13 protein-coding genes are annotated in these 11,805 nt (G+C 75.5%); 5 read left to right on the forward strand and 8 right to left on the reverse strand.

Features of this window, described 5'->3' with window-relative positions; all coding sequences use genetic code 11:
- The first annotated feature begins 577 nt into the window (after window positions 1-577).
- The gene (locus ACFZAU_RS01645; RefSeq protein ID WP_500550584.1) at window positions 578-754 is read left to right on the forward strand and encodes a hypothetical protein; all 177 of its coding nucleotides are present in this window, start codon (window positions 578-580) and stop codon (window positions 752-754) included.
- Window positions 755-800: 46 nt separating this feature from the next.
- Here the strand turns inward: ACFZAU_RS01645 and ACFZAU_RS01650 are convergent, their stop codons facing one another.
- From ACFZAU_RS01650 to ACFZAU_RS01670, 5 genes are all read right to left on the reverse strand, one after another.
- Window positions 801-2,015: a serine hydrolase domain-containing protein gene (locus ACFZAU_RS01650; RefSeq protein ID WP_500550585.1), complete on the reverse strand. Its 1,215-nt coding sequence runs from the start codon at window positions 2,013-2,015 to the stop codon at window positions 801-803.
- Between the two features lie 56 nt (window positions 2,016-2,071).
- A complete protein-coding gene (locus tag ACFZAU_RS01655; RefSeq protein WP_500550586.1) occupies window positions 2,072-2,857 on the reverse strand; it encodes a response regulator in 786 nt (261 codons plus the stop codon).
- A complete protein-coding gene (locus ACFZAU_RS01660; RefSeq protein WP_500550587.1) occupies window positions 2,854-4,074 on the reverse strand; it encodes a sensor histidine kinase in 1,221 nt (406 codons plus the stop codon). Before ACFZAU_RS01660 ends, ACFZAU_RS01655 begins: the two co-directional genes overlap by 4 nt.
- 348 nt (window positions 4,075-4,422) lie before the next feature.
- A complete protein-coding gene (locus ACFZAU_RS01665) occupies window positions 4,423-4,551 on the reverse strand; it encodes a hypothetical protein (protein ID WP_500550588.1) in 129 nt (42 codons plus the stop codon).
- 129 nt (window positions 4,552-4,680) lie between these two features.
- Complete coding sequence (locus ACFZAU_RS01670; protein ID WP_500551102.1) at window positions 4,681-5,295, reverse strand: HD domain-containing protein; 615 nt, start codon at window positions 5,293-5,295, stop codon at window positions 4,681-4,683.
- A 477-nt stretch (window positions 5,296-5,772) separates the two neighbouring features.
- On the opposite strand from ACFZAU_RS01670, the gene ACFZAU_RS01675 reads away from it, so the two are divergent.
- Window positions 5,773-6,975, forward strand: coding sequence for a damage-control phosphatase ARMT1 family protein (locus ACFZAU_RS01675; RefSeq protein ID WP_500550589.1), 1,203 nt, complete (start codon window positions 5,773-5,775; stop codon window positions 6,973-6,975).
- A 12-nt stretch (window positions 6,976-6,987) separates the two neighbouring features.
- On the opposite strand, the gene ACFZAU_RS01680 is transcribed toward ACFZAU_RS01675, so the two are convergent.
- The gene (locus tag ACFZAU_RS01680; protein WP_500550590.1) at window positions 6,988-7,278 is read right to left on the reverse strand and encodes a DUF6295 family protein; all 291 of its coding nucleotides are present in this window, start codon (window positions 7,276-7,278) and stop codon (window positions 6,988-6,990) included.
- The gene (locus ACFZAU_RS01685; protein ID WP_500461706.1) at window positions 7,278-8,015 is read right to left on the reverse strand and encodes a dienelactone hydrolase family protein; all 738 of its coding nucleotides are present in this window, start codon (window positions 8,013-8,015) and stop codon (window positions 7,278-7,280) included. Before ACFZAU_RS01685 ends, ACFZAU_RS01680 begins: the two co-directional genes overlap by 1 nt.
- A 193-nt stretch (window positions 8,016-8,208) precedes the next feature.
- Here ACFZAU_RS01685 and ACFZAU_RS01690 point away from each other — a divergent pair, with 193 nt between their 5' ends.
- Complete coding sequence (locus ACFZAU_RS01690) at window positions 8,209-9,192, forward strand: phosphotransferase (protein WP_500550591.1); 984 nt, start codon at window positions 8,209-8,211, stop codon at window positions 9,190-9,192.
- A 37-nt stretch (window positions 9,193-9,229) separates the two neighbouring features.
- Here ACFZAU_RS01690 and ACFZAU_RS01695 read toward each other — a convergent pair whose 3' ends face one another.
- Window positions 9,230-9,580 carry an effector-associated constant component EACC1 gene (locus ACFZAU_RS01695; protein WP_500461708.1) on the reverse strand — a complete coding sequence of 117 codons (351 nt, stop codon included), beginning with the start codon at window positions 9,578-9,580 and terminating at the stop codon, window positions 9,230-9,232.
- A 167-nt stretch (window positions 9,581-9,747) separates the two neighbouring features.
- Between ACFZAU_RS01695 and ACFZAU_RS01700 the strand changes: the two genes are divergently transcribed.
- Window positions 9,748-10,506, forward strand: coding sequence for an IclR family transcriptional regulator (locus tag ACFZAU_RS01700; protein WP_500550592.1), 759 nt, complete (start codon window positions 9,748-9,750; stop codon window positions 10,504-10,506).
- A gap of 97 nt (window positions 10,507-10,603) precedes the next feature.
- Window positions 10,604-11,752, forward strand: a complete 1,149-nt coding sequence (locus tag ACFZAU_RS01705; protein WP_500550593.1) for a PP2C family protein-serine/threonine phosphatase — start codon at window positions 10,604-10,606, stop codon at window positions 11,750-11,752.
- Window positions 11,753-11,805 lie beyond the last annotated feature (53 nt).

The following is an 11,805-nucleotide window of genomic DNA, read 5'->3' on the forward strand; positions in this document are numbered from 1 at the left end:
CGGGCGGCGGGGGGTGCGGCGGTGATCTCCCGGCGTGAACCTTGCTGGGGATCGCCCCCCGTCCCCAGTCCCTCCGGGAGGACACATGCGGAACCGCGCAACCGGGCCCTCGCCGGAGAGGACGGAACGGTCACGCCGGGCGGGCGCATGGGTGGCGGCCGTGGCACTGGCGTCCGGCACCGTTGCCGCCGCGGCACCGACGGGCAGCGCCCGGGAGGCTGCCGCGATGCCCGCAGCGGCCCGCGGGGGCGGGCAGAGCACGGCACACCCGTGCTTCTTCTCACCGGCGTTGCCCGGCTACTGCCCGGGCCCCCCGGGCCGGCACGGGCCTCCCGGGCCTCCCGGACCGCCCGGACCGCCCGGACCCTCGGGCCCGGCCGGCCCTGCGGGACCCCCGGGCCCGCCAGGGCCGTCGGGTGCGCCGGGCTCCGCGGGCCCATCGGGTCCAGCCGGTCCAGCCGGTCCTGCCGGTTCTGCCGGTCCTGCCGGTCCCTCCGGTCCCCCTGGTCCGCCCGGACCTGTCCGTACGACGAGGGTCACCAGCCAGCCGGTACCCACGGACACCGAGGGCGACTCCGTGGCGACCGCCCCGTGCCCGCCGGGCACCACGGTGACCGGAGGGGGCGTCACCTTCCTCACGGGGTCGCCCGTTCCCGTACGGTCCTCGGACCTGGTCGGCAACGGCTGGACGGTGGTCGTCCCCGCGTCGGAGCAGCCCAGCACGTTCGTGGCGTCGGCGATCTGCGCCCAGTGAGCGAGGCGTCCGCTGCCGGCCCGGCGCGGGGAAGGGCCGGGCCGCCTCAGGCGGACGGAGGCCCGAACGCCGCCACGAGCAGGGCCAGTTCCGTGGGGTTCATGCCCTCGCCCTTCGCGTCGGTGGCACCGACGTTCACCACCATCGTGCGGGACAGGTCGCGGGTCGCGGCGATGACGCTGGTGTAGCCGTACCGGCTGCCCGTCTTGCCCCAGACCTCGCGGCCGCCGAGGGTGACCACGGACAGCCCCGCGCTGTACGAGGCCGGGGCGCCCGAACCGTACTCGCGCACCGACGGCGCGGGCAGGGTGAACATCTCCTCCAGTAGCGGTCGCGGCACCACGCGGCCGGTGAACAGCGCCCGCAGGAACCGTTCCAGGTCGGCGGTGGTCGAGATGACGTCCCCCGCCGCGTAGCCCTCCGTCTGGCCCCACACCGTCACGTCGCGGAGCTCGGTCGAGCCGTCGGGGCGCGGAAAGGCCTGGTAGCCGTGGTTGTGGAGGCCCTTGATGCGCGGGTCGGTGCCGGGGTAGGAGGTGTTCCGGAGCTGCAGCGGCCGCAGTATCCGCCGGCCGACCTCCTCCTCGTAGGCGTGTCCGGTGACCTTCTCGACGAGCAGACCCAGCACGGTGTAGTTGATGTTGAGGTAGTGCTGTTGCGTGCCGGGCGCGAACTCGGGCGTCTTCGCGGTCGCGTTCCCGACCATGTCCTCGGGCGTGAAGAGGTCGAACCGGTGGGCGTAGGCCCCCTCGACGGTGTCGGCCGGCATGTCCGCCGCCGGGATGCCGCTCGTGTGGTCGAGCAACTGCCGTACGGTGACGCCCCCGTACGCCGCGGGGATCAGCGCCGGCAGGTAGTGGCGCGCGGGCGCGCCGAGGTCCACCTTCCGCTCCGCGGCGAGTTGCAGGACCACCGCCGCCGTGAACACCTTGGTCACCGAGCCGGCCCGGAAACGGCCCTGCGGATCGGCCGGGCGTCCGCTGTCCAGGTCGTGCACACCCGCGCTGCCGCGCCAGGTGCCGTCGGTGCCGCCGACGCGGACGAGCGCCGCGGTGGTGCCGGAGTCGGGCAGCGAGCCGAGCGCCGCGCACAGCGCCGCGGTGTCGAGCCCGCCCGTGTGCGCGGTGAAAGCGCACGCGGACGGCGACAGGGGTGTTGCGGCCACCGCCGCCCGGGCCGCCGGGAAGGTCACGGCGCTCAGGGCGAGGACGGCGGCCAGGGCGGTACGGGTGCGCGTGGAGGTGCGGGCACGGGTGTTCATCGTGTGGTCTCCTGACGACGGGGAACGGCTCGAGCCGTTGCCTGCCATCCTGTTGATCACCGCCCCCGAGCGGATCGCCCGGGCGAGCGGTCTTGCCGCGGGCCCCGGCTCGCCCGCGCGGGGGAGGAGGCCGGACCGGCTCCCCCGGGAGGGGGATCGCCGGCCGGGTGCCCCGCGGCGGCCGGTTCCCCCGCGGTCACGAGTCCGGTCTCGTACGCGCAGATGACGGCCTGGATGCGGTCCCTGAGCCCCAGTTTCGCCAGAACGTTGCCGACATGGGTCTTCACGGTGTGCTCGCTGACCGTCAGCGCGGCCGCGATCTCGGCGTTGGACAGCCCCCGGGCGAGGTGCAGCAGCGTCTCGCGCTCCCTGGCGGTCAGCGCGTCGAGCGGTGCCGAGGGAGGCGCCCAGGCCGGCCGGGGCCGGCGCCGGTACTCCTCGACCAGCCGGCGCGCCACGGTGGGGGCGAGCAGGGAGTCGCCCGCGGCCACCACCCGCACCGCGTGCACCAGGTCGTCGCGTCTGACGTCCTTGAGGAGGAAGCCGCTCGCCCCCGCGTGCAGCGCCTCGTACACGTACTCGTCGGAGTCGAAGGTGGTGAGCATGATCGTCCGGCAGCCGGTCGCGGCGCTGATGGCGCGGCACGCCTCGATGCCGTCCGTGCCCGGCATCCTGACGTCCAGGAGCGCCACGTCCGCGCCCTGGAGCCGTACGGCCTCCGCCGCCGCGGCGCCGTCAGCCGCCTCCGCGACCACCTCGATGCCGGGCTGGGCGTCGAGGATCATGGCGAAGCCGCTGCGCACCAGCTCCTGGTCGTCGGCCACCACCACGCGAATCGTCACCCGTCCACCTCCGTGAAGTCGTCCGCCACCGGGAAGCGCACCCTCACCCGGAATCCCGTGCCGCCCGGGCCCGGGCCCGTCTCGACGGTCCCGCCGTGCGCCGCGGCCCGCTCGCGCAGCCCGATCAGACCGTGCCCCGTGCCACCGCCCGGCCCGCCGGCGGTGCCGGCCGCGGCGCCCCTACCGTCGTCGGTGACCGTCACCTCCACGGCCCCGGCGCTCAACTCGACGCGCACGACGGCCGATTCGGCGGACGCGTGTCTGACCACGTTGGTCAGCGACTCCTGCACGATCCGGTAGACGGTCGCCTCGGCGGCCGGCGGCAGGGACCCCGGAAGGCCCACGGGCACGTACGCGACGGCGAGGCCGCCCGAGGCCACCTGCTCCACGAGCAGCGGAAGGTCCACCAGGGCGGGCAGGGGCTTGCGGGACGCGGGCTCCGGGACCCCCGTGTCCTGCCTGAGCACCCCCAGCATCCTGCGCAGCTGCGCCATCGCGTCGCGCCCCGTCCCGGAGATGGCCTCGAACGCCGCCTCGGCACGCTCCGGCGCCGTACGGACCGCGACCGGTCCGGCCTCCGCCTGCACCACCATCAGGCTCACCGCGTGCGAGAGGATGTCGTGCATCTCCCGCGCGATCCGGGCGCGTTCCGCTGCCGCCGCCTGCTCCCGTTCGATGCGGTTCGCCCGCTCCAGCTGGGCCGCCCGGTCCTCCAGGGCGGCCGTGTAGGCCTTGCGGGTGTGCGTGAGACGGCCGAATCCGTAGGCCGCGCCGAAGAGGAACAGCGAGAACAGCAGCTCCCTGGCCTCACCGGAGTTCAGCGCCACCGACGGGAAGATCAGCGCCAGCGTTCCAGCGGCCACGGGGACGCGCCACCTGGCCGGCGTCAGCTCGGCGACCGTGTAGAGCGCCACCAGCGCGTTGTACGGCAGGGGCTGCCCGGGCCCGTCGACCGTGAACCGGTAGAGCGCCTGCGCGGCGAGGACGGCGGCGAGCACGGCCACCGGCGCCCGGCGCCGCCACAGCAGGGGCAGCACGCCGAGCGCCGTCAGGCCGTACGACGCCCAGGTGGCGGGCGGCAGCGCCGGGGAGCGGGGCACGACGAACGGGATGGTCTCGGCCGCCAGTACGAGCAGCGTCAGCCCCGCGTCCACCGCCCAGGGGCCGGCGAGCGGCAGCCGCAGACGCGATGCGAGGAGCCTCGAACGGTCGGTCACCGGCACGGCCTCCCCGTTCCCGCCCTCAGCCCGAACCGCGCAGCCGGCAGCCCCGGTTCCGGACGTCCGCCCGGGCGGGACGCGGTCCCGGGAACCGGCAGGTCCGGGCGCTCGGTCGCCGTGCACCCGGTCATCCCTGCCACTCTCGTACCCCCGCGCCGTGAACGCCGGTCCCGACCCTGCCAGGACGCGGCCCGATACGTCGACCCTGCCGGGCGGTGATCGCCGGCGGGACCATCATCTCGCGGCCGGTCGTGCACCCGAACGACACCGAGGGAGGGGCGTCTCGCGTCGCCGGTGCCTCTCCGGGCCGGGAACGAGGAGGCCCGAGGCGCCCGTTGACGGCGGTCAGCCGGTCACGCGGGGGCTGGTGCCCGAGACACGCACTTCCAGGTAGCCGGTTCGGGCCAGCACGTACCCGGCCGCGTCGACGACGTCGCCGTTCGCGTGGACCGTGATGCGGATCTCGCCCCGCATGACGATCTCCGGGCCCGGACAGCCGCTGGAACGCGTCCTGTACGACGTGTCGCGCCCCGGCCGGCGGCAACCGGACCGCTGACCGGGCCAGGGCCCGGGTCCGTGTCCGGCGCCGCCCGTGACGCCGCCTCACGCACCGCCGGGCTCGGGCGCCCAGGAAGTGCGGCCCACCGCGCCCCGGACCGCGGGGAACGAGGAGTGGAAGTCCAGCCGCCGGTCCGCATCGGCGGCGACGCCGGCGAGGAACCCGTCCAGCGCCAGGAACACCTCCCAGCGCTCGTCGCCGGTCGCCCCGGCCAGCCGGTCCACGACCAGGTCCTCCAGTTCGGTGACGCGCTTTCCCTTCCAGACCTTGTCGGCCACGCTCACCAGCAGGTCCTCCATGGTGACGGCCGCGTCCGTCCACGAACCGTGGGTGGCCGCGAACCGTGCCAGGCGCGGCGTGACGCCCCGCGCCAGCAGCAGCGCGCGGCCCGCGTCCTCGTGGGCGCTGCCCGGGCCCGACAGTTCGGCGACGTGCAGCGCCTTGCCGATGTCGTGGGTGGCCGCGCCGAAGAGCACGGCCTCCCGGTCGACGGCCAGGGCCGGGCTGTACCGGCCCACCCATGCGACCAGTTCGTACGCCACGTCGTGCACCAGCCGCAGGTGGGCCGCGAGCCTCGGCGGGGCGTCCACGTCCCGCAGCAGGCGCGCGACCTCCGGCGGCAGCGGCCGTTCCCGACCCTGGGTGAGGGCCCGATCCAGCCGCGACCCCGGCCCGGAACCGCCGATCCCGGCAGTGGCCCCGGCGGCGCGCAGCGCGGCGACGGCCGCCTCGGCGTCCGCCTCCGGCACGTCCCGCAGCACGGCCACCGGGGTCCGGTCCGTGAGGGACCGGCACCGCTCCGCGTCCAGCCCCGTCAGGAGCCCCAGCGCGGTCACGACGTCCGTCACGCGCGGCCCCACGTCCCCGAGCACGACCGTCGCCGGCATGCCGTCCCATGTTCCCGTCTGCCCTGCCCCGCCCATGCGTCCTCCCCGTACATCCCCGCACATCCCCGCACATCCCGTGCATCCGGGCGGGTCCGCCCCGCTCCCGGCCGACCCGCCGCGGACAGCGTGCCCGAGGCCGCCCCGGAGGGGAACCGCGCGTACGGCCCGGATGCCCCACTTCCCCTCCGCTTCCTGTGACAATGCCCGCGACGGCTGCCCCCGCCCCCGACCGCTGGAGGACGACGACGCATGGGTGGACACCCCGAGGACACCCCCGGCCCCCGGCTCCTGCAGGCACCGGCGATCACCTGTGACGAGCCCGGGTCCTTCGCCCGGAGCGTCTTCCAGGAGCGGCACCCCGTGCTGGTACGGCGCATCCTGGACGCCGTCCCGTACGGCCCGGAGCGCCGCCGGGGCTTCGCGGCACTCCTGGAGGAGTCGCGCTCCGGCACGGTCGCCGCGTTGCCGCAGGGCGCGCCGGACCGGGCGGCCTGGGAGGAGTGGGGCGAGGGCCGCTTCGGGCGGCCGTGGCCCGAACTGCCCTTCCTGTGGTCCGAGTCGTACTTCTACCGCCGGCTCCTCGACCCCGCCGGATACCTCGCCGCGGGGGCGTGGCACGGCGTCGACCCGTTCGCCCCCTTCAAGGACGCCGAGCTGGACGGTCCCGGCTTCGCCGCCGACCTCGCCGCCCTCGACGCGCTGCCCGGGCTCGCCCCCGCCGAGCGGGAACGGACGCTGCTCGCGGCCGCCGTGTGGGGCAACCAGGCCGACCTCGGCTTCACGATGGTGGCCGGGTCCGCCGACCCCGAGGCCTCCGGCACGTTCGTCGCCGACGAGTCGGAGCGGTTGTGGTCCCTGCTGGACGGCGGCACCGTCGTCGTGGTCGCCGACAACAGCGCCCGCGAGATCCTGGCCGACCTCGCCCTCGTCGACCACCTCCTCGCGAGCGGACGCGCCCGCGAGGTCCAACTGCTCGTCAAACCACGCCCGTACTACGTCTCCGACGCCACCACCCAGGACGTCCTGTCCTGCCTGCGCCGGATGACCGCCGCCCCAGGTGCGGCCGGGGAGGCCGCCCGCATCGGCGGACGGCTGCTCGCGGCCCTGCGCGAGGGCCGGCTCGCCCTGGTCGCGCACCCCTTCGCCTGCGCGCCGCTCGGCTACCGCGACATGCCGGACGACCTGCGGGAGCGGTTCGCGGCGGCGCGGCTGACCGTGATGAAGGGCGACCTCAACTACCGGCGCCTGGTGGACGACCGGCTGTGGCCCCCGACCGTGCCGTTCGCGGACGTCACCGCCTGGTTCCCCGGCCCGCTCGCCACCCTGCGCACCCTCAAGTCCGACACCGTCACCGGGCTCGCCCCGGAGACCGTGGCCCGGCTGGACGCCGGCGGCACCGCGTGGCGCACCAGCGGTACGCACGCCCTGGTCCAGGTCACGGTCCCGGGGTGACGGCCCGTCCGGTCAGTGCGCCGCAGGCGCGGTCCGCCCGGAGGAGGCCAGCCCCGGCGGGGCCGCCGCAAGGGCGGAGCGGATCGCGTCGACCAGCGCCAGCGCCGCCTCCTCGGTGAGCTCGACGGCGACCCGGGCCGAGGGGCCCAGCGCCGGGTTGAGGAAGTCGATGTTGACGGTGTGCTCGTACGGCGCGTGCTGCGGGTGGTCGACGTAGACCATGGCCTCGGTCAGCCCGAAGTAGCCCTGGGCGCCCTTGCCGCTGCCCTCGATGCGGATCTTCTCGGTGAGGTACGTGCACATCAGAGGTTCTCCCTGAAGAAGGCCAGGACCTTCGACCAGCCGTCGACCGCCGCGTCGGGGCGGTAGCTCGGACGGTTCACGGCGAAGAAGGCGTGGCCCGCGTTCTCGTAGGTGTGGAACTCGTACGGCTTGCCCTGCGCCTTGAGCTCCGTCTCCAGTTCCGCGACGTGCTCGGGGGAGGGGTAGCTGTCCTCGGCGCCGAACAGGCCCAGCAGAGGGCCGCGCAGGTCCTTCGCCAGGTGGACGATCGGCTCGACCTGGAGCGGGAAGCCCTCCGGCGGCCGGCCCGCGACGAAGGCGCCGTAGCAGTCGACACCGGCCTGCACGTCCAGCGAGGCCAGGGCGAGGAACGCCTGGCGCCCACCGGAGCAGTAACCGATCACGCCGACCTTGCCGTTGGACGACGGCAGGCCGCGCAGGTACGCGGCGGCGCCCGCGGCGTCACCCAGGAACCGCTCGTCGGGCACGCCGCCCTGGGCGCGCGCCGCCGCGGCCGCGTCGTCCGGCGAGGCGCCCGGTGCCTCGCGGCTGTAGAGGTTCGGGCAGACGGCGGCGAAGCCCTCCGCCGCGAGCCTGCGGGTGATCTCCTTGGTGGGGTCGTCGTAGCCGGGCATGTGGTGGATCACCACGACGCCGCCGTACGGACCGGGGGCCATGGGGCGGGCGGAGTACGCCTCGATGCGGTCGCCGCCGTGACCGGTGACGGTCACGGTCTCGGCGAGGAGTGCGTCATACATCTGCGTCGGTCCTTCCGGGGGACGGATGATCAGCACTCTATGCCGCACGCGCTTTCTCCCCGCCCCCGCCCCGCCCTGGCGGACGGCCGCCACCGTACCCCTCCGGGGCGGGCCCGACGCGCCGGTCGCCCGCGCCCCGGAGTCCCCGTGGAATCCGGGGCGGGAGCCCCGCGGCAGCGCTTAGGGTCGTCGCATGAGGGAGCGGCCCGAGGGGATCGGCGAGGCGGAACTGGGCGAGGCGCTGCGCGCGTGGGGGATCGACGTGGCGTCGTGGACGCACGAACCCGTCGGCTTCGGCGACCACCACTGGACGGCGGCCGACGTGCACGGCGGCCGGTGGTTCGTCACCGTGGCCGACCTGGTGCACAAAGGTCACTGCGGCGCGGACGCCGACGCGGCCTTCGCGGGGTTGAGCCGGGCCATGGACACCGCCCTCGCCCTGCGGGCACACCCGGGGCGGGACTTCGTGGTCGCGCCGCTGCCCGCCGCCGGGGGCGGCACGGTGCTCCGGGCCGGCACCCGGTACGGGGTGAGCGTCTTCCCCCACGCGGACGGCGTCGCGGGGCAGTTCGGCGACCGCCTCGACGCACGCGAACGCGGCGCCCTGCTGGACACCCTCGCCGTTCTCCACCGGACGCCGCCTCCGGCCCCCATACCGCGCCCGCGGCTCGCCCTCCCCGGGCGCGCCGCGCTGGAGTCGGTCCTCGCCGGGCTGGACGGCCCCTGGCACGGCGGCCCGTACGCCGAGCGGGCCAGGGACCTGACGAGGGAGCACGAAGGGGTGCTCCGGCGTCGGCTGGCGGAGTTCGACCGGCGTGCCGCCGCCCTCGAACGCGACGGAGCGGAACGCGTCGTCACCCACGGCGAACCGCACCCGGGCAACCTGTTGCGCCAGGGCGCGGGGTACGCGCTCGTCGACTGGGACACCGTGGGCCTCGCCCCGCCCGAGCGCGACCTGTGGCTGGTCGCCGCCGGGCCCGGAGACCTCGACCGCTACCAGGACGCGACCGGCCACCGCCCGGACCGGGAGGCCATCGCCCTCTACGCCCTGCGCTGGCAACTGGACGACGTCGCCGCCTTCCTCGGCGACTTCCGCTCCCCGCACGCCGCCACGCCCGACTCCGACCTCGCCTGGCGTTCCCTGGCCGGCACGGTGTTCGCCCTGGCGCAGGCGTAGTCGCGGGCACCGGCACAGGCAGGCCCGCCGGCGGGCGTCACCGGTCGGTGGGGCGCAGCGACTCCAGGACGCGGGTGGCGGTCTCGACGTCCTGCCCGGACAGGGTGACGGCGACGCCGTCGTGCTCGAAGGTCAGCTCCGGCGCCGAGGCGCGCGCGGCGTGCCAGGCGAGCCATGCCAGGGCGAGGTTGGCCAGCCGGAAGCCGCTGTCGAGGGCGATCCGGACACCGTCCAGGGTGCCGCCGCCCACGCGGCCGGGCGCCGGGCCGCGCCCGTCGAGGGTGACCTTGGCGTTGCGCCGCACGTAGGAGTCGTCGAGCAGCCAGGTGTGGAACGAGCGCAGCTCGTCCTCGGCGTCCCGCGCCTGTGTCGTGACGATGAGGTCCATCGGCACCGTTCCCCCCGGGGTTGAGCACCGTCGTGCCGTCACTGTGGCACAGCGGCGCGCGCCGACGCAGGCGTCCGCGCGAAGCGGTACGGGACGCACCGCACGGTGTCCCCGGCCGTTCCCGGCCGTCGCTTGCCGCGGCAGGACACGGAGCGCAGGCTGGAGTCATGGCTGCTCAGGGCGGGCCGACGCTCATCACGTCCGTCCAGCGGGCCTTCCGCCTGCTGGAGGCGGTGGGTGCACACGAGTGCGGCGCGCCGGCGAAACAGCTGGCGCGCGAGACCGAACTGCCGCTCGCCACCGCCTACCACCTGCTGCGGACCCTGACCCACGACGGCTACGTGCGCAAACTCGACGACGGCGGCTTCGCCCTCGGCGAGAAGCTGGACGCCCTGCACGCCGCGAGCCGGCCCCAGATGCCGCTCAGCCGCGTCCGGCCGGCGCTGGCCGCGCTGCGCGACGAGCTGTCGGCCGCCGCCTACCTCACGTTCTACGAGGACGGCGAGATCCGGGTGGCGGACATCGTCGACGGCCCCCGGACCCCGCGTGTCGACCTGTGGGTGGGCTTCGAGGAGGCGGGGCACGCCACCGCGCTCGGCAAGTGCGTGCTGCGCGAGCTGGACGAGGAGGCCCGCAACGACTACCTCTCCCGGCACCCGCTGGCCGATCTCACCCCGCGCACGATCACCCGCCGCGCCGAGCTGCTGCGGCGCCTGGAGGCCGTCCCCGCCCCGCCCGCCGTCATGGACCTGGAGGAGTACGCCCTCGGCACGGTCTGCATCGCGGTGCCCGTCTACTGCGGCGCCACCCTGGGCTCCCTCGGTGTGTCGCTGCGCGCGGACCGCGTCGCCGCCCTCGACGCGGTACGCGCCAGGCTGCTCCCCACGGCGAGCCGTGTGACGCGGGGGCTGTCGCTCACTATCTGAAATCCCCACCCTTGTGGCCTGGGTCATACACCCATTAACTGGTTGAAACGGACAGCGGCGGTGTGACGCCTCGCACAGGCAGGGATTGCGGACGAACATGAGTCAAGCCCCGGACCAGCCCCACGGCGGCCGGCCGACGTGGCACGTCGCCACGGGAGCGCCGTTTCTGATCATCTGCGCGGTGGCCCTCGTCGCCTTCGTCAGCGGCAGCGGCCCCGACTGGCTGCCGCTGCTCGCCGTCGGCCCGGCGCTCGCCGCGGCCATCGGGGGCCCCTGGCGCGTGCTGCGCGTCGGGGTGCTCACCGTGGCGTTGGCCGCCGTCCTCGGCGCGTACAAGGGCATGCCGGGCGACAAGCTCGCCATCGTGCTGGGCGCGCTGACCGCCGTCACCCTGGCGAGCGGGCTGGGGGCCGCCGTCCGCAAGCGCCGTGAGCGCGTGCTCGCGGCCGTCCGCTCGGTGGCCGAGGCCGCCCAGCATGCGCTGCTGCTGCCCGTGCCCGAGACCGTGGGCCCCTTCCAAGTGGCGGTGCGCTACAGCGCCGCCGCGGCGGAGGCCCGGATCGGCGGCGACCTGTACGCGCTGGTGCCCACGCCGTACGGGGTGCGCCTGATCGTGGGCGACGTCCGCGGCAAGGGGCTGCCTGCGGTGAGCACCGCCGCCCTGGTGCTGGGCGTGTTCCGCGAGGCCGCCTACGACGAGCCCGACCTGCTGGACGTCGTCGACCGGATCGAACGCAGCCTGGCCCGCAACCTCGGCCCCGACGACTTCGTCACCGCCGTCGTCGTCGGGCATCCGGGACCGGGCCGCATGGAGATCGTCAACTGCGGCCACGCCCACCCCCTCCTGCTGCGCGGGGGCGACGTCGTCGCCGTCGAGTCCTCCGGCCACGTCCCGCCGCTGGGGCTGCGCGCCCTCGCCGGGGAGGACCCGGTCCTCCAGGTGCTGCGCTTCTCCGAGGGCGACCAGTTGCTGCTGTACACCGACGGCGTCATCGAGGCCCGCGACCACGGCCGCCGCTTCTACCCCCTGGACGAGCGCGTCAGCCGTCACCTGACCGACGACCCCGCACGGACCCTGGCCGCGCTCCACGGCGACCTGCTCGACCACGTCGGCGGCAGGCTGCACGACGACGCCGCGCTCCTCCTGCTGCGCAACACCTGCGGCGCCGACCCCGTCACCGGGGTGCCGGTCGCCGCGGTGCCCGGCGGCGCGTACGGGACCCGCGCGACGGATCCGGCGGTCTGATCCGGCTGCCGGGGGAGGAGCCGTCGCCCGGAGGAGGCCGCCCGGGCCTGGCC

This window comes from Streptomyces sp. NPDC008238 (assembly GCF_042956445.1).
Lineage (GTDB): Bacteria > Actinomycetota > Actinomycetes > Streptomycetales > Streptomycetaceae > Actinacidiphila.

Coding starts and splice junctions, on each gene's coding strand:
- ACFZAU_RS01700 (WP_500550592.1), top strand. CDS start 9,748: ATGGCTGCTCAGGGCGGGCCGACGCTCATCACGTCCGTCCAGCGGGCC.
- ACFZAU_RS01650 (WP_500550585.1), bottom strand. CDS start 2,015: ATGAACACCCGTGCCCGCACCTCCACGCGCACCCGTACCGCCCTGGCC.
- ACFZAU_RS01705 (WP_500550593.1), top strand. CDS start 10,604: ATGAGTCAAGCCCCGGACCAGCCCCACGGCGGCCGGCCGACGTGGCAC.
- ACFZAU_RS01685 (WP_500461706.1), bottom strand. CDS start 8,015: ATGTATGACGCACTCCTCGCCGAGACCGTGACCGTCACCGGTCACGGC.
- ACFZAU_RS01680 (WP_500550590.1), bottom strand. CDS start 7,278: ATGTGCACGTACCTCACCGAGAAGATCCGCATCGAGGGCAGCGGCAAG.
- ACFZAU_RS01690 (WP_500550591.1), top strand. CDS start 8,209: ATGAGGGAGCGGCCCGAGGGGATCGGCGAGGCGGAACTGGGCGAGGCG.
- ACFZAU_RS01695 (WP_500461708.1), bottom strand. CDS start 9,580: ATGGACCTCATCGTCACGACACAGGCGCGGGACGCCGAGGACGAGCTG.
- ACFZAU_RS01675 (WP_500550589.1), top strand. CDS start 5,773: ATGGGTGGACACCCCGAGGACACCCCCGGCCCCCGGCTCCTGCAGGCA.
- ACFZAU_RS01665 (WP_500550588.1), bottom strand. CDS start 4,551: ATGCGGGGCGAGATCCGCATCACGGTCCACGCGAACGGCGACGTCGTC.